Annotated in this window: 15 protein-coding genes; 8 read left to right on the top strand and 7 right to left on the bottom strand. The window is 66.0% G+C overall.

Annotated features, from left to right (window positions below):
* Positions 1-2: 2 nt before the first annotated feature.
* Entirely contained in the window at positions 3-1,448 is a 1,446-nt protein-coding gene (locus GXW78_RS03010) for a CoA transferase (RefSeq protein ID WP_211865954.1), read from the bottom strand.
* A gap of 106 nt (positions 1,449-1,554) precedes the next feature.
* Between GXW78_RS03010 and GXW78_RS03005 the strand changes: the two genes are divergently transcribed.
* Positions 1,555-2,448, top strand: coding sequence for a LysR substrate-binding domain-containing protein (locus GXW78_RS03005; RefSeq protein ID WP_211865953.1), 894 nt, complete (start codon positions 1,555-1,557; stop codon positions 2,446-2,448).
* Positions 2,449-2,703: 255 nt separating this feature from the next.
* Here GXW78_RS03005 and GXW78_RS03000 read toward each other — a convergent pair whose 3' ends face one another.
* The 5 genes from GXW78_RS03000 to pgaA form a co-directional block, all read right to left on the bottom strand.
* Positions 2,704-3,276: a hypothetical protein gene (locus GXW78_RS03000; protein ID WP_211865952.1), complete on the bottom strand. Its 573-nt coding sequence runs from the start codon at positions 3,274-3,276 to the stop codon at positions 2,704-2,706.
* 246 nt (positions 3,277-3,522) lie between these two features.
* A complete protein-coding gene (pgaD, locus tag GXW78_RS02995; RefSeq protein ID WP_211865951.1) occupies positions 3,523-3,969 on the bottom strand; it encodes a poly-beta-1,6-N-acetyl-D-glucosamine biosynthesis protein PgaD in 447 nt (148 codons plus the stop codon).
* Positions 3,969-5,234 (bottom strand): poly-beta-1,6-N-acetyl-D-glucosamine synthase, encoded by a 1,266-nt coding sequence (gene pgaC / locus GXW78_RS02990; protein WP_211865950.1) that lies wholly within the window; start codon positions 5,232-5,234, stop codon positions 3,969-3,971. The genes pgaD and pgaC overlap by 1 nt, the downstream gene beginning before the upstream one ends.
* Positions 5,235-5,240: 6 nt before the next feature.
* Positions 5,241-7,187, bottom strand: coding sequence for a poly-beta-1,6-N-acetyl-D-glucosamine N-deacetylase PgaB (gene pgaB, locus GXW78_RS02985; protein ID WP_211865949.1), 1,947 nt, complete (start codon positions 7,185-7,187; stop codon positions 5,241-5,243).
* Positions 7,187-9,616 (bottom strand): poly-beta-1,6 N-acetyl-D-glucosamine export porin PgaA, encoded by a 2,430-nt coding sequence (pgaA, locus tag GXW78_RS02980; RefSeq protein WP_211865947.1) that lies wholly within the window; start codon positions 9,614-9,616, stop codon positions 7,187-7,189. The genes pgaB and pgaA overlap by 1 nt, the downstream gene beginning before the upstream one ends.
* Before the next feature lie 468 nt (positions 9,617-10,084).
* Between pgaA and GXW78_RS02975 the strand changes: the two genes are divergently transcribed.
* Both GXW78_RS02975 and GXW78_RS02970 read left to right on the top strand, forming a co-directional pair.
* On the top strand, positions 10,085-10,507 hold the full coding sequence (locus GXW78_RS02975; protein WP_211865945.1) for a CopG family transcriptional regulator: 423 nt from the start codon (positions 10,085-10,087) through the stop codon (positions 10,505-10,507).
* Between the two features lie 113 nt (positions 10,508-10,620).
* Positions 10,621-11,844 carry an extracellular catalytic domain type 1 short-chain-length polyhydroxyalkanoate depolymerase gene (locus GXW78_RS02970; RefSeq protein WP_211865943.1) on the top strand — a complete coding sequence of 408 codons (1,224 nt, stop codon included), beginning with the start codon at positions 10,621-10,623 and terminating at the stop codon, positions 11,842-11,844.
* A gap of 261 nt (positions 11,845-12,105) precedes the next feature.
* On the opposite strand, the gene GXW78_RS02965 is transcribed toward GXW78_RS02970, so the two are convergent.
* Complete coding sequence (locus GXW78_RS02965) at positions 12,106-12,513, bottom strand: DUF6525 family protein (protein WP_211865941.1); 408 nt, start codon at positions 12,511-12,513, stop codon at positions 12,106-12,108.
* Positions 12,514-12,851: 338 nt separating this feature from the next.
* On the opposite strand from GXW78_RS02965, the gene GXW78_RS02960 reads away from it, so the two are divergent.
* Genes GXW78_RS02960 through GXW78_RS02940 form a run of 5 tightly spaced genes read left to right on the top strand, consistent with a single transcriptional unit; the run spans position 12,852 to position 16,981 of the window.
* The gene (locus tag GXW78_RS02960) at positions 12,852-13,037 is read left to right on the top strand and encodes a periplasmic nitrate reductase, NapE protein (RefSeq protein WP_211866232.1); all 186 of its coding nucleotides are present in this window, start codon (positions 12,852-12,854) and stop codon (positions 13,035-13,037) included.
* Positions 13,038-13,042: 5 nt separating this feature from the next.
* On the top strand, positions 13,043-13,348 hold the full coding sequence (locus GXW78_RS28575; protein WP_211865939.1) for a chaperone NapD: 306 nt from the start codon (positions 13,043-13,045) through the stop codon (positions 13,346-13,348).
* Positions 13,321-15,837: a nitrate reductase catalytic subunit NapA gene (napA, locus tag GXW78_RS02950; protein ID WP_211865937.1), complete on the top strand. Its 2,517-nt coding sequence runs from the start codon at positions 13,321-13,323 to the stop codon at positions 15,835-15,837. Before GXW78_RS28575 ends, napA begins: the two co-directional genes overlap by 28 nt.
* Positions 15,834-16,310, top strand: coding sequence for a nitrate reductase cytochrome c-type subunit (locus GXW78_RS02945; RefSeq protein WP_211865935.1), 477 nt, complete (start codon positions 15,834-15,836; stop codon positions 16,308-16,310). Before napA ends, GXW78_RS02945 begins: the two co-directional genes overlap by 4 nt.
* Entirely contained in the window at positions 16,310-16,981 is a 672-nt protein-coding gene (locus GXW78_RS02940) for a NapC/NirT family cytochrome c (protein ID WP_246521813.1), read from the top strand. The genes GXW78_RS02945 and GXW78_RS02940 overlap by 1 nt, the downstream gene beginning before the upstream one ends.
* Positions 16,982-16,998: the final 17 nt, after the last annotated feature.

Genomic DNA, 16,998 nt, shown 5'->3' with positions numbered 1-16,998 from the left:
AGTCAGGCAGCGAGCCATTCCGGCGCGTCGCTGCCGAAAGCCGGCGTCGGCCGCGCCCAATGCGGGGAGGTCTCCGACATGCGCAGCACGGGACCGATCGTCTTCAGCCGTCCGTAGGACGTGTCAGAGGTGACGTGCATGGCGTCGATCTGTGCGCGCGTCAGCCGTTCCGGCGCGTTCTCGAATCCGCCGACCGTGCCCTGACGCAGCAGGAACATGGCTGACTGGCATAGCGAGACGTTGACGTGATAGCTGCCGCCTTCGCGCATCCGGCGCCCCAGCGCGAGCAGCGCGCCATACCCGGCCATGTAGCCCGTGAGGTAGTCGCAGACCGGCGCGAAGACGAGCTTCGGCGTCCCGTCGCCGATCGCTGCGCCATGGACCTGCGCGACACCGGTGACGACCTGCGCGACCTGTTCCCAGCCGCTGCGATCCGCGAAGGGACCGCCCGATCCGAAGCAGGAGATCGTCATGTAGATGCGCCCGGGCTTCTCCGCCGCGATCTCGGGTCCCAGCCCATTGGCGGCGAGCCGGCCAGGACGGTAGCCGCCGATGACGATATCCGCCTCGCGCGCCAGCTGCTGCGCCCGCGCGGCCTGCGATGCGTCGCGCAGGTCGAGGAAGCAGCTGCGCTTGCCGTGGCTCGTGTCGCGCACATGTTCGGGCGTCTGCGGGAGGTGCCCGGCGCCGACCATCAGCACCTCCGCGCCATGCTCGGCCAGGGTTCGGCCGCCGATCGGGCCGGCCAGGATGCGCGTGAAGTCAAGAACGCGCACACCCGAGGCCGGCCGATCGCCAGCGCGCAGCGGCACCGGCGGACCTTCGGCGACCTTCGTGATCTCGACCACCGGCCGCGCGGCGAGATAGCGGCCCTGCGGATGCGCGAGCCATTCCTCGGGGCTCCGAACGCGGCCGCCGCAGCCATTCGCGGCGGCGATCGCTTCCTCCAGCGCATCGGCGTCCCAGCGGCCGACGGCCTCCTTCACGGCTGGCGGCGTGAATTCCGCGCCGAGCACGCCGAGCACGCGGTCCTTCAGATGCGGCAGGTTGAGATGCGGCAGGACCCAGGCGCCATCCTTGGTCGGCCAGGGCTGAGTGGCGGCGATCATGTCCTTCATCCCCTGGGGGATGGGGATGTGCTCGAAGCTGCCGTCGGGCTTCTGGCCTTCCGTGTAGTCCACGGTGCGGGTTGTCGCCGCGGCCTGGGTGACGTCCACTGAGACCTGCTGGCGGCGGCCAGTGCGCGCCTCCCACAGATCGTTCGAGGCGACGCCGATGGCGCCGAGCACGGCAGCCGCGGCTTCGCCGACGCGCAGCGGCGTGCGGAAGAACGGGTCGCTGCCGGCAATCCCGACCTCGGCGTCGGCTGCATTGCCAAGGCCGCGGACCTCCATCAGTTCGGCGAAGGCGCTGGCAGCGCCGGGCGCGCTGCGTTCGGATACGGACATGGCTTCCTCCACCGCTGGCCCTTCGGTGGCCGCGTCTGGGGCGATTTGCTCAGGCTTCCTTCATGCGCTCAAATACGAATTCCGACAGAGATCATGGTCTGATGTTATGATCCTCAGCCTCCGGGAAATGGAGGTGTTCCGCCAGGTGATGGAACGCGGCACCGTCACCGCCGCGGCGGAGGCGTTGCGCATCTCCCAGCCCGCCGTCAGCAAGATGCTCCAGCAGGCGGAGGACCGGCTGGGCTTCAAGCTGTTCGTGCGGGTGAAGAAGCGGCTGCTGCCGACGACCGAGGCGCATTCGCTGTTCCCCGAGGCGCTCAACGCCTTCGCCGCGATCGACGTCGTGCAGCGGATGGCAAGCGATCTCCGTGCAGGCCGATCAGGGTTGCTGCGGCTGGCCGTGACGCCGACGCTGGCCCACAGCATCGTGCCCGCCGCCATCCGCGCGTTCCGGGCGGAACGCCCCGACGTCACCGTCAACATGCGCATCATGACGATGCTGGAGGCTGCATCCCTGGTCGCGGATCATCGCGTCGACATCGGCATGGTGATCGGCCATGTCGGCGACGCCCGCGTGTCGGCAAGGGACCTATCCGTACTGCCGCTCGGCTGCGTCCTGCCGCGCGGACACCCGCTCTGCGCGCGCGACACGCTGACGCCAGCCGACCTTGCCGACGAGGCCATAATCGCCGTGGCGCGGCACCTGCCGGCAGGACAGTTGGTTGCTCGTGCCTTCGAGGACGCCGATGTTGAGCTGCGGATCGGGGTCGAGGTGAATCAATCCTCGGTGGCGTGCGCGCTGGCACACGGCGGAGCGGGGGTGACGGTGCTTGATGGGTTCGCCGTGCTGGCGGCGCGCGAGCAGGGGATGGAGACCCGGCCATTCCTGCCATCGGTGCCGCTTCCGGCGCGGATACTCACGTCGCGCCAGCGGCCGCTGCCGAACCTTGCCGCCCGCTTCGTGGAGGCACTGGACCTCGTGGCTCCGAAGGCCGGATGATCTATGGCGAATGCATCTGCTGGCCCCCGCGTGCGCAAGGGAAAGGGACCTGCATACCGCTCTCACAGCGTTCGAAGTTGAAGGGCTGGATGCGAAACCCCTGGGACCTCCGCGGAGCGTGCATGCACCGTAGAAAGCTCAATCGCAGCTTCATTTCCTTGATATTTTCCATCAAGGCGCGCCCGGCTCGCTGGGTCAGGCTTCGCATGTCATGCCGGCGGTAGCCTTCCTGCGGCTTGGCGGCATAGTTGCAACCTAGTGGCGGCGTCGTCCTCCACGCCTTTTGCCGCGAGGTCGCCATCCTGTCGCCGCGAACTTCCCGCGATCGCGTGCGTTGCTCGCGTCATTAGCCATGTGGCTAGAGGACGTGAACCCATGCGTAATCTCCCGCGAACAACACGACGCATCCTGCCGCTGCTTCTTTATGTCGTCAGTGGAGCCACCCCTGCTCATGCGCAGGGCAGTCAGTATCGGGCAGAACAGGAGCGGCAGCGTGCGGAGCGTCACCGCGAAGGCATGGAGCGCGAGCGTGAGGCGCGAGAGCGAGACCGCGAGGCTCGGGAGCGCCAGCGCCAAGCCGAGGAGGAATGGCGGCGACGCACCGATGAGCGGCACCGTCACGCGATGGAACAGCGCCGCCGAGCGGAGGACCGGCGCCGCGCCGAGCATGAACAGCGGCGGGAGGAGGAGCAACGACGCCGAGCAGAGGCGTCTCGGCGGGAAGCGGAGGAGCATCGTCGCTACGCTGAGGAGCGGCGCCGCCACGCGGACGAGATGCGCCGGCATATGGAAGAACAGCAACGGCAGGCAGCAGAGCGCCAACGCCAACGGTGGAATTGACCACGTGGGCTCGGTGCGCGTGGCTTAAGGGGAAGGCGCCAGGGCGAGGTGATGGAGCGGCAAAGCACCGGCAACCGCAACGCAGCAGCAGCCACTCCTCCTTCCCCCCGCGTTGCGGGACTTAAGGACCACGAACGCTCTGCGGCGCAGATGCCCACCCGGTGCGTGCCGATCGTGTCGGTATCTACTGTGCTATCGTACCGGTCCTGAAGCGCCATTATCGCGCATATTATGCTAGCCCTGCTCTACCTTGATGACATGTCCATCGTGATCCTGATGCACGACCAGTCGTCGTGACATGCGCCACGCCGCAAGCGCCTCGGCTGACACGTCAAAGTCCGCCGCCATGGTAGCGAGATCCGGCTGCGGCACCGAACGACGCCGATCTTCGCCGGCGAACCAACGGCGGTGCTGCGAAACCCGCCAGCGCACCGCAGCGCACAGCCCACCCGCAATCGCTGTACACAGCGCGGCCCTCGTCAGCATATCCTGGACGCTCGACGGCGCATCGACCGGTAGCAGCCGGTGTACGAAAGGGGGCACCCACAGCGTGCCTACGGCGGCAACCAGCAGATATAGCCAGCCTGTCCAAAGCAATGCCGTGACAACCACATCGCCGATCCTTGCGAGGGCTGGACGCGATGTCGCGCGCAGAATCAGCGGCGGCGTGAAACCCTCCATCACCGGAATCCCCGATCCGGGCTGACCCAGCGCGCGCGCCGGCCGCTGCGCCGGAAAAGCGCCTTCGGGAAGCCGGCAACGGTCGATGCTGCCGAGATCACCCAGAACGCCGCAGGGTACCAGATCACCCAGATCAGCGGGCGATACGCTTCGCCAGTCCCGCGTTCATGCCGGCGATCGATCCAGAGCGCCACAGCAAACTGAAGCAAACACGCCACCGACAGGATCATGCCCCAGATCGCCAGTGGGGTGGCTGGCGGCTCAAGCCACGGCGGCAGGACACCCAGAACGGCGAGTGCGGTCAGCACGAGTGTCAGGATCATGGCGTAGCACCACAGGACTGATACGGCGTACTCGGCGAGCACGCCCCACATTCGCCTGTCGCGCCAATCCAGGAAATCGCGCGTGTAGCGCAGGAACGTCTGCGCGCCGCCCTCCGCCCAGCGCAGCCGCTGCTTCCATAACCCGCGGATCGTCTCCGGCATCAGGATGTAGGAGAGCGCATTGGGTTCGAAATGCACGGCCCACCGGCGACGTTGCAGCTTCCAGGTGACGTCCACGTCCTCTGTGAGGTTGTCCGGCGTCCACCAGCCCACGTCGCGCAGCGCGCTTGCCCGGAACGCGACGACGACGCCCGAGACCGTGAAGACGCGTCCGACCAGGCGCTGCGTCCGCTTGATCAACCCGATCGTGGCCGAGAACTCGCCCACCTGCAGCAGGCCCAGCAGCGACGACCGGTTGCGGATGCGCGGATTGCCCGTGACGGCGCCGAGGCGCGGGCGCTCGCGGAACCGCCGCACCAACCAGCCGACGCAATGCGGATGCAGGATAGCATCGCCGTCGATGCAGACGAAGACCTCGCCATTCGCCATCAGTGCGCCGGTCCGCAGCGCAACCGCCTTGCCCTGGTTCTGCGCGAGATGCACGACGCGCAGGCGCGGTATCTCTGCGGCGAGCGCATCCAGCACCTCGGCGGTGCGGTCGCGCGAACCGTCATTGACGGCGACGATCTCGAAATGCGGATAGAGCTGCGCGGCACAGGCCCGCAGGGTCTCCTCGGCGTTGTCTTCCTCGTTGAAGCAAGGGACGAGAATGGTGACGAAGGGCCCGTCGGGCGCGACAGGGGGCACGTCGGATTGCCGGCTGCCGCGCTCATGCAGGTGGTAGAAGGTGAGGCCACCCATCACCCAGATCAGCATCATGAACAGCGGCCAGTAGCCGACGAAGGCGAACAGGGCAGCCAGCAGCGCGGCGGCAGGATCCATGGCGGCCTACCGCCGAAACGGGAAAGTGCGGGACGATATGACGTCCTGCACGATCCTGGCGTCCGGCAGGCCCCGGATGAAGTCGTCGGGATACCAACCCATGTGATGTGCGCCGAGGCGCTGCAGCAGGCGGAGTTGGGTGCGCAAGGTCTGTGCCGGGACCGAGCGCGCCGGCTGACGCCGCCAATCCGCCGCCTGCAGTTCGAACACCGTCTTCGCGATGCCACCTGGTGTGGCGGCGACGCGCGTGTACAGGTCCCGCAGGAAGCGATCGGGATTCCGCGCCTGTTCCATGTAGGGCATGGCCATCAGCGCGGCCCGGTCATAGTTCGCGAGGAAATCCGGCAGCGATTGCGCGAACCATTCCTGCGCGTTGGGGTTCAGCACCGGCTGCGCATAAAGGTTCCGCGCCGTCCGGAGCGGCGCGCGCCACCGACGCGCACGTTCCGTCAGTTCCAGGGTGAAGGCCGTCAGCGTCCGCGTCTTGAGCGCCGTCCACCGCGCCATCGCCGCGCGATCGGCGCGGATGGCGGCGATGTCACCGGGCAGCCCCTCGGTGCGGTAGGCCGCCAGCGCCGCCGGGTTCGCATCCTCGAAATCCGTCAGGAACGCATCGTCGTGGAACAGCAGGCCGGCGAAGGGGGCGTATTTCGCCAGATCCTCATAGATCTCGCCGATCCAGCCACGCGCACGGGCGCTGAACGGGGACAGGCGCCGATACTGCTCGCGATCCGGAGCCGCTGATCCGTCACGGACGGACAGCACCAGATCCTCCGGGCCGCCGAGCTTGAAGGCAAGCACCGGCATCCAGGCGAAGACCTGGACGCCCGCGCGGGTGGAGAGTTGCCAGGCCACACGGTTGAACAGGTCCGCCCGCATCGGCAGGTGCCGATTCGGAAAATACAGCGCGTCGGCCACGCCATCACCATCCGGGTCGGCATAGGCCTGGAGGTAGACATGCGACGGACCCAGGAACGCCACGCGCTCGATCAGCGCATCGAGGTTGCGGGCACTCTGCGCCGGATCGCTGTCGTAGACGTGATCGAGATCCACATGCAGCACGCGGTCGCGCACGATGGGATCGAAGCGGAGCTGCCGGGAGATATCGGGTACGCGCGGGTCGCCCATCGTCAGGATGCGGCCGACCGTGCCCAGCCGATCCACGCGGCCCGGCTCCGGATCCAGCGTCATCGCGACCGGCATGCCGAGCCGCCGCGCGATACCGACCAGTTCCATGTTGTACCGGCCATACGGCCAGACCATCACGCGCGGCCTGCGACCCAATTCGCGCGCCATGACCGCGCTCGCGCGCCCCAGATCCTGCTCGACCCGTCGCGTCCAGGCGGCGTCGCTCTCGTATTGCGCCGTCGCCGGATCCCAGATGCGCGTGATCGCCGCCGGCTGCACATTGCCCTGCGGGTTGGCGAGCACGCCATGATGCAGGTCGTGCGTATGGGAGGCGAACTCGCACAATCCGCTGCGCTGCATCTCGCGCGCCTGCGCCCAGGTCAGCAGCGCGCTGCGCGGCGTCGGCGTGCCGCCATAGTCGAAGGTGCCGGACGGCGGCGTCTCCATCCAGCCGGTGACGAGGGCAAAGACCGCCGGCGCCCGGAACGCCTGCATCAGCGGCAGCACGCGCGTGTAGTAGTCGTTATAGCCATCGTCGAAGCTCAGCAGCACGGCCTTGTCCGGCAACGGCCGGCGGCCGTCGCGTGCCGCGAGCAGCGCATCGACATCGACGAAGTGCCAGCCATCCTGCCGCAGGAAGGACAGGTGCTGGACCAGCTCGCTCTCGGAAATCGAGTAGTGGCGCGTCGGCCCATCATCGCCGACCTCATGGTAGGCGAGAGCGGCGAAGCGGCCTGGGCCGGGCTGCGCCGCAGTGCCGCGCGGCAGGGCCAGCGCCGCGGGCAGCGCGAGGAATCCCCGCCGGCAGAGAGGCATCAGGCGCATCAGAATCTCCAGCGCAGCGCGGCGGTGACGGAGGCGCTGTCCTCGCTCAGCCCATCGTAGTCACGCCGCACCCAGCCGGCGCCGTAGGACAGGGCGATGGTGTCGGTCAGGTTGTGCTGGTTCTCCCACCGCAGGGCGACCACCGGCGACCAGCCGTAATTCTCCTGCCAGTAGGCACCGCCGGTGGCGATGAAACGCACCCGCAGGTCGCGTTCATACCGCCGCCAGGCGATCCAGGTTAGTGCGCCGGTCGTGGCCACCTCCAGGTCCCGCTCGGGGTTGTAGTAGGGCGCGTTGTCCCGCGTGTTGCTGGTGGCGTAGGCGTAGGGCTGGAGGTCAAGCTTCCAGTCGGGCAGGTTCATCACGCGTTCCTGCCAGCGCGCGAAGCCGATCAGCCGCGTATTGTCGTCGGAGAACTCCATCACGCGGAAGGATGCGGCGGCCTCGCGCAGATCCGATTGCCGCCAGGTGATGCCGACGCCCGCGGCATCGGCATGGATGCCGGCCCGCAGCGCCGCCAGTGGCGTATCGGCCGCCGTGATCTCGCCGGTGCCGTCCAGCGTCCATTGGTCATTCAGCCGGATGGTCGCGTTGAGGAAGGCGCCGCCGCGATCCACGCCTTCCATGTCGAACGTCACGCCGCCGGTGACGATCGCTTCCGGCACGCGCCACTGCGCGCCGGCCGCGGCGCGATAGGTGGTGAGGTAGCCGTTGACGGTGTTGCCGGTGCGCAGGTTGAAGCCGCCGAAGACCCGCCAATCCTCCGCGATCGGCGCCGACCACAGCCGCGTCCGGACATCGAGTTCGGGGTCCTGGTTGCCGCGCTGCAGGCCGCCGGTCACCTCGGCCTCGAACAGCCGCATGTCGTGGATCTCGAGCCGCCGGACAAGGCGCCGCACCGCGGCGTTTGCCGGGTACTCGCGGCCCAGCGTCTCGATCTCGGCCCGCGCATCGGCCCAGCGGCGCCGCTCCAGAAGCGCCTCCGTCCGGCCGAGACGCAGGTCGAGCGCGTTCGGGTCGTTGGTGAGCGCCGTCTCGTATTCCTCCAGCGCCTGCTCCGTCCAGCCGCGCATCCGCCAGATGTCGCCGCGCAGCGCCCGCAGGGAACTGTTCATCGGCGCGGCAGCGGCCAGTGGATCAGCTTCCGCCTCCGCGCCGGCGAGGTCGTCGCCCCACATGCGCCACAGGATGCCGGCACGGACGGCATCGACGCGGGCCCATTCCTCGGCCGGCGGTTCCGGGCCGCGAAGGGTCCGGAACGCCGGCGTTTCGCGTTCCAGCCGGTCCGCGATCTCGCGCGCCTCCTGCCACTGGCGGAGTTCGGCAAGCGCGTAGAACAGGCCGAGTGACGGGTTCAGCGCGGCGGGATCCGCTGCGACGACGGCGCGGTACTCCTCCAACGCCTCCTCGGGGCGGCGCTCGGCCATCAGCGCGTCGCCCACCGCTTCGCGGACATAGGGCGGCAGGGCGCCGCCCTCGCGCAACGCATCGGCCTCGACCAGCGCCTCCGCCATCCGGTCGCGGTCGCGCAACGCCACGACGCGATCGAGCCGCGCATTGCGAACGGCACCGGCGGCCTCGGCACCCAGGGGCGTCCAGGCGGCAATGGCCGCGTCGATCGCCGCCAGCGCCGCGTCCGTTCGGGCGTAGCGGGACGCCGGGTCGCGGGGGTCGGGGGCGGCGATCTGTGCACCCCACCGCACCAGGAAGGCATTGGCGGCGTTGCGGATGCGCCGGTCCTCGGCGACATCCAACACGCCCTGGCCCCGCATCAGCGCGAGCTCTGGTGCTCCTACGGACGCCAGCGCCAGGGCTTCGCGACGTCGCAGCGCGCGATCGTCGCGATTGGCGCGTAGAGCGCCTTCAAGCACGATGAGGGCATCGAATGGGCGACCCAGCTCCATCAGCGTGTCCGACAACATGGCTATGGTGGCCGGAGAGGCCCCAGGGGACGCGCTGATGGCATCCGCGGTCGCGCGCTCAACGCCCAACGTGCGGGCCGATGAGCGGAGCCGGTTAGCCACCGCGGCCGGGTCAGGTTGAAGCGTGCGGTCGACGGCCTGCGCAACCTCCCGGACACGCGGGTTGCCGGGCGCGATGGCCTCAGCCGCATCCACAGCCGCGCGCGCGGCCGCGGCGTCACCACGCGCGGCCTCGGCGAGCGCAAGACCGAGACGCGTCTCGAGGCTGTCGTCACCACGGCGCATGGCGAGGCGATAGAGGCGCACCGCACGACTAGTCTGGCCGCTGCGGCGGGCGGACACGGCGGCGGCAGCGAGCGCATAGGCTGGGGCGTTGGCTTCACCCAGCGTCGCGAAGCGAGCGAGTGCCTCGCGGTCACGGCCGGCCCAGGATAGGACGACGGTCAGATCGGCAAGGATTTCACGGTCGGCAGGGGCAAGCGAGCGGGCGCGCTCAAGCAAACCCACAGCCTCGGCTGTCCGCCCTGCACGCGCCGCGGCAACGCCCTCGGCGCGCAGATCCGACGGATCCGAGGCGGAAGCCGGCGAAGCTGACAACAACCAAGCGAAAGCCAGAGCTAGTCCGAAATTTCGTTTCATGGCCTCTTTTTTATACAATCGACTGGCCGAGCGACTGTCTAGGGCAATCACCTGGTCTTCGCAATCATCGGCGTCGCGTCTCGAACGCGAAATACGCGCATCGGACTTCGCATAATAATCAGTGGTACCGGCCGTGCTTTCGACTTTCGCGAGCACCCGAGAACAGGCGACGCGTATCTTTGCATCGGCATGTCCGCCAAATACTGCTTCGCCCGCCCCTCAACACTCGGCCAACCGGCTTCCACCGACCGTTGGTGCAGGTGAACAGGCGCGCATTGAACCCATCGCCCCGAGCATCCACATACCTTCCACCCGGATGGTAAGGACGCATATGCAATGACCGACAATGTGCATGAACTTCGGCCAAGGGCCGGGGGGGACACCGAGAAGGTCACGATCAATCTCGGCTATGTCGATCTTGGCCACATCGATCTGCTGGTGCAGGACGGCTTCTACTCCAATCGCACCGACTTCATCCGAACCGCCATCCGCAATCAAATCGAACGACACGCGGACGCAGCAAAGCACTCTGTTGCCCGCCGAAGCCTGGATCTGGGCCTTCGGCGCTACACCCGAGCGGATCTGGAGGCAGCCCAGGCCGCGGGGCAGCGTCTCGACATCCGCGTGTTGGGTCTTGCCAGCATAGCTGATGACGTTTCGCCCGAACTCGCCCGGACAGCGATCGCGTCGATCTCCGTCCTGGGTGCCTTGCAGGCGAGTAGTGCGGTCAAGGCCGCGCTTGCAGACCGCATGCGGTGATCACGACCGCGGGAGTCCGCGGACCTGACCTCCACACCCTCATTCATAGGCAGCGGGCACGCCCCTCCAGCAAAGGGTGCGCGGTCGACGCTGGCCTACGGAGCTTAAACGAGATGAACGCATTTCTTTCAGACCAAATGCGCGAGGCCACCCGTCTCACCCGAGCAGGCCGGCTGACTGAAGCATCTGAGTTAATGCAGCGCGCCCTTCGTGGCGCCGCGCCGGTGGATGCAAAGGTGGACACGCAGCAGGACCAAAGCGGAGCGCGCGCAGCTAATGACCCGCATGTCGTCGACATTGATCCCGAGACAGGAGAAATCATACCGCCAAACAAGGCAGGGATGGATGCCCGCCGCGAAAGCCTCGACCGGTCGCGAAGGATCCCATTCGGCGTTCGTGCTGCATCTCACCTACGTGCTGCCCTCGGAGGATTGAGACCAGGCTTCGCCAGCCACGTAGGCCCGCCCGCAACTAGACCGAGCGCGCCCGTGCCCGACGGTGCGCGGTTTGAACGCCTGACGTTCCGCGGCCCCTCCGGCAATCGCGACTACAAGCTGTACATTCCGAGTCACTACAACGGAGATCGCGTTCCGCTGATTGTAATGCTGCACGGGTGCACACAGTCAGCCGACGACTTCGCCGCGGGGACGCGGATGAATGACGTTGCTGAGGAGATGAGGTTCCTGGTGCTGTATCCCGAACAGAGCAAAGCGGCGAACGCCCATAAGTGCTGGAATTGGTTCAACCCCGGTGATCAGCGCCGCGACCAAGGCGAACCGGCGATGATCGCTGGCATGGTCCGGCAGATCGGCAGCGATTACTCCGTCGACCACGACCGGATCTATGTGGCGGGCTTGTCCGCCGGTGGCGCCGCCGCCGCCATTATGGCTCAAACGTATCCTGACCTTTTTGCTGCGGTCGGTGTTCATTCCGGGCTTCCCTGCGGCGCTGCGCGCGACGTGCCGACCGCCTTTGCGGCCATGCGAGATGGAGCGCGGGCGTCGCAGCACGCCCTTACCGTTCCAACGATCGCTTTTCATGCGGACAACGACACCACGGTACACCCCCGCAACGCTGATTTGGTCATCGCCCGGAACAGCGGCCTGGGCGCCGAGACCATCGAGACTCACAGCGGCCAGGTACCCGGCGGACGTGAGTACACTCGCACGGTTCACCTCACATCGACGGGCAACAGCGTGCTCGAGCAGTGGCGTGTTCACGGAGGTGGCCATGCATGGTCAGGTGGTAGCTCTCTCGGGTCCTACACCGATCCGCTTGGGCCTGACGCCTCGCGCGAGATAGTTCGCTTTTTTCTGCAGCACCCGAGGCGCAACTGAAGCTACGCCGGCCGTTGGCAGACCCGCGCGCGGCTTTGACAGACCGGGCGAAGGGGTCTGCCGAAGCTGAGGCGACCGAAGTTCGACTACAAGCTGGCTTGGTTCGATCGGCTGGCGGCGCTTGCTGCCTCGCTGCTTGCCGGCGGCTATGCGATCGAGCCGGCGCGGGAGAAGCGCGGGCCCATTACTTCTTCGGAATGCGGGAAGTAGGCGACGCAGTCTGGCGTCAGTCGAGCTTCGGCCGCCACAATCGAACTGCGATCAGCGCCGGGCGCGGCGCCCTGCTTTTTTCTTCCCGGGTGCTTTTGACTTCTTTGCCTTTTTGCCGCTGTGGATCGGCTCCGCTGCGGGGATGCCGTCCGTCCCGACGTAACGCTGGAGCGTCGCGCTGGCCGCGAGATGGGGATAGGTGCTCGGGCCCTTCGGCCAGGTCCTCGCGAATGCGGCGACTTCGGCGTGATCGTGTCTGCGTATGGTCTGGATGAGGACGTGCGCCGCCTGTGCCGGACACAATCGCCGTTCGCGCAGCAGATGGACGTGCCATTCCCGGGCACGCAGAGGGCACCAATCCACGAGTGCTTCCTGGAGGGCCAGGCGCACCTCGACGGGGAGTTTCTCGTACGCCCGGTAGGGATCGCCCTTCAGCTTGCTGTGGGGCGTAGTCGCCATGCTGTTATCCATTCCGCGCTTCTAACCCAGTGACGAGGCGCGGGATATTGTGGCGCCAACTGCCCAGTGCACGGCACCTATGCGGCTCGTTGGCCTAGCCCAGTTTCGCCCTCGAGGCTGGTGGTCGCCGATAGCAGGCGAGCCGCTCACAGTCGCGGGCGACGGTAGACAGACGTTTCCAGGATCGAGAATTGAATATTGCGGGAAGCGGTTGCACGCCCGCCAAAAGATCGCTTCCCTCGCATGACGTTCCGGTGCCAAGCTTCCGAAACGTCGCCTACCACTTCCTCAGTGACGATGGCTTCCTAGAAGGTCCCATTGCGAGGTGGTCGCGTGTGATGGGCACAGAGCGGGTTAGCAGCGAAGCGGTATCAGCGATCCGGTCGCGGCGCTGGCGTGAACTGCTGACCTTCATGATCCTCGCCGTTGTAATCTGGCCGTTCATTGCGGTCACCGTTGTCGGCGGCTGGGGCTTCATCGTGTGGATGTATCACGTCGTCAACGGCCCTCCGGGCCCTGGCTGACCCACATGTACAGCGAGTCACACATTTCGAGCCTCGTGGTGCATTGCCGGCCCGAGGCAGCAGAGTCAGCCGCGACCGATATCTCGACCATGTCGGGCATGCACGTCCATGGCGGCATCGAGGCCGGGAAACTCATCGTCACCCTTGAGTGCGAGACTGAGTCCGAGATTGTGGCTCACCTCGATGCGATTCAGCGCCTCAACGGCGTGCTCGCCACCACCCTTGTCTTTCATCATGTCGAGCCGAACAGGCTGGACAATAGGACTGCGGGGGAAATGCAACCATGGAAGTCTCACGCCGCCAGGTCCTGAGAGCGCACGCCGCGGCGGTTGCGGCCGCGGCGGCGAACGTCGTCCTGCCCGCTTCTGCACAAACCACTTTGGGCGCCGATGACCTGCAACTGAAGTGGGACAAGGCGCCCTGCCGATTCTGCGGCACGGGGTGCGGCGTCATGGTCGCCGTGAAGGAAGGGCGCGTCGTGGCCACACACGGCGATATGAGGGCCGAGGTCAATCGGGGCCTCAACTGCGTAAAGGGCTACTTCCTCTCGAAGATCATGTATGGCGCCGACCGGCTGACGCAGCCCCTCATGCGCATGCGCGGCGGTCGGTTCGCGAAGGACGGAAACCTGCTGCCCGTCACCTGGGATCAGGCTTTCGACACAATGGCCGAGCACTGGAAGCGCGTACTGCGGGAAAAGGGGCCGGAAGCCATCGGCATGTTCGGCTCGGGTCAATGGACCATTTGGGAAGGATACGCGGCATCGAAACTCATGCGTGCCGGCTTTCGAACCAACAACCTCGATCCTAATGCTCGCCACTGCATGGCCTCGGCCGCGACGACATTCATCCGCGCCTTCGGCATGGATGAGCCCATGGGCTGCTATGACGATTTCGAACATGCCGACGCCTTTGTGCTCTGGGGCTCGAACATGGCCGAGATGCATCCGATCTTGTGGACCCGCGTGACGGATCGCCGGCTCAGCGCACGCCATGTCCGGATTCACACGCTTTCGACCTACGAGCATCGGACTACCGACTTCTCCGACCAAGCGATCATCTTCAAGCCCGGCTCTGATCTCGCGATCCTCAACTATATCGCCAACCACATCGTTCAAAGCGGTGCCGTGAAGCGCGACTTCGTCGCACGTCATGTGAACTTCCGCATGGCCAATACCGACATCGGCTATGGCCTCCGGCCCGACAATCCGATCGAGATGCGAGCGCAGCACGCGCAGGACGCGGGCGCCTCATCACCCGCCGACTTCGATGCGTATGCTCGCCAGTTGGCAGACTACACGCTGGACCGGGCGCACGAGCTGTCCGGTGTGCCGAAGTCGCAGCTCGAAGGGCTCGCGCGACTCTATGCGGACCCGGGAACGAAGGTGATGTCGCTTTGGACGATGGGCTTCAACCAGCATGTCCGTGGCGTCTGGGCGAACCAAATGGTCTACAATATCCATTTGCTGACCGGTAAGATCGCAGAGCCGGGAAACAGCCCATTCTCCCTGACCGGACAGCCGTCAGCGTGCGGAACCGCCCGCGAGGTCGGGACATTTGCGCACCGACTTCCTGCTGATCTTGTGGTCACCAATCCGCAACACCGGAAGACGGCCGAGGGCATCTGGAAGCTGCCCGAAGGATTGCTGCCCGGTGAGATCGGCTATCACGCCGTGCAGCAGGATCGGATGCTGAAGGACGGCAAGCTCAATGCCTACTGGATCATGTGCAATAACAACCTCCAGACGGCACCAAACACCGCTCACGAAACGTACCCCGGGTATCGAAACCCTGAGAACCTGATTGTCTGCTCGGACGCATATCCAACTGTGACAGCGATGGCGGCGGACATTGTACTTCCCGCAGCGATGTGGGTGGAGAAGGAAGGTTCGTATGGCAACGCGGAACGGCGAACCCATTTCTGGCATCAGCTCGTGGAAGCGCCGGGTGAGGCGCGCTCGGACCTTTGGCAGCTCATGGAGTTTTCGAAGCGGTTCACCACGGATGAGGTCTGGCCGGCGGATGTGCTGACGCGTGCGCCGGAGTACCGAGGAAAGACGCTGTTCGAGGTCCTCTTCGCCAATGGAAGTGCCAACCGCTTTCCGTCATCCGACATCGAACAGGGCTACGACAACTTTGAGGCGAAGCAGTTCGGGTTCTATGTGCAAAAGGGGCTCTTCGAAGAATACGCGAGCTTCGGGCGCGGACATGGCCACGACCTCGCACCTTTCGATGCCTACCATGAGGCTCGCGGCCTTCGCTGGCCGGTTGTAGACGGGAAGGAGACGCGCTGGCGGTATCGCGAGGGCCACGATCCCTTCGTTGAAGTCGGCACCAGCGTGCAGTTCTACGGCAACGCTGACAAGCGGGCGAATATCATCGGTGCGCCGTACGAGCCGCCCGCTGAAGTGCCGGACGACGAGTTTGACCTCTGGCTGGTCACGGGCCGTGTGCTCGAACACTGGCATTCCGGCTCAATGACTCTCCGAGTTCCCGAACTCTACAGCGCGTTCCCAGGGGCGCTGCTCTTCATGCACCCCGAAGATGCGCGACAGCGGGGCCTTCGCCGCGGGCAGGAGGCGCGGATCGTCTCACGTCGCGGGGAGATCCGAAGCCGCGTAGAGATTCGCGGGCGCAACCGCGTGCCGCGCGGTTTGGTCTTCGTGCCGTTTTTCGATGCCAGCCAGCTCATCAACAAGGTGACGCTCGACGCAACCGATCCGATCTCCAAGCAGACAGACTACAAGAAGTGCGCCGTGAAGGTTCTGGTCGCATCCGCGACTTCACGAGGTACGCCATGAGGAAGCGCCTCCTCCCCGCCGCTGTAGTCCTGGCGCCACTTGCTCTGGCGGGGGCGCTAATGGCCCAGGATGCGCCCCGCTTGCGTGGGCCCGAACCATTCACTGAAGAGCAAGATGCGCCGCCGATGGCGCGGCCCATCACCAATGATGTGCGCGTGCGGCGGAACTACCCAGATCAGCCGCCGATAATCCCTCACTCCATCGACGGGTACGCGCTGGATCTCAATGCCAACAAGTGCATGTCCTGCCACGCTCGACGGTTCACCGAACAGAGCCAGGCACCAATGATCTCGGTGACGCATTACCAGGATCGTGAGGGCAATACGCTCGGCGGGCTGGCTGCGAGGCGATACGTCTGTACGACATGCCACGTTACGCAGACTGAGGCGCGGCCCCTTGTCCCAAATCGCTTTCGCGACATGGATGAGCTAACCGAACCAGAGCGTCAGCCGGGCGGCAGGAACAACCGATAATGTCCGGGGACGAGACACCGGCGCCCATGCCGGACATAGCCAACGCAAAGCCCGGGTTCATCAGGCGTCGTTGGAATTGGTTCCGGAAGCTGCCGGTCGTCCGAACGGCGCTCGCGCCGGCAACCACGCTGAGTCTTGGATTCCTGACGCTCGGTGGCTTCTTCGCAGGCGTGATTTTCTGGGGCGGCTTCAACACCGCCTTGGAGGCCACCAACCAACCGTCCTTCTGCATCAGCTGCCACGAGATGCGCAGCAACGTCTACGAGGAACTACAGGGCACGATTCACCAGTCGAACCGGTCGGGTGTGCGCGCCGGCTGCCCCGACTGCCATGTGCCGCATGAATGGACGAGCAAGATTGGACGGAAGATGCAGGCGTCGATGGAGGTGTGGGGGCACATTTTCGGTAGGATCAGCACTCGCGAGTTGTTCTTGACGCACCGCCGAGAGATGGCTGAGCGCGAGTGGCGGCGCATGGAAGCGAACAATAGCCTCGAATGCCGTAACTGCCATTCGCCAGAAGGAATGGACCTGTCACGGCAGAACCCGCGCGCGGCCGCTGCCCATGAGCGATACCTCTTCACCGGCGAGATGAGCTGTATTCAATGCCACCGTGGGATTGCACACCATCTTCCCGATATGACAGGCGTGCCAGGATGGCAGCAGCGGTAGCGGCAGTTCGCCAGGCC

It is taken from the genome of Neoroseomonas terrae (assembly GCF_018129025.1).
In the GTDB taxonomy this organism is placed as follows: Bacteria; Pseudomonadota; Alphaproteobacteria; order Acetobacterales; family Acetobacteraceae; genus Neoroseomonas; species Neoroseomonas terrae.
The sequence above is the reverse complement of the archived record's forward strand: the minus strand, read 5'-3'. Positions and strand labels throughout refer to the sequence as shown.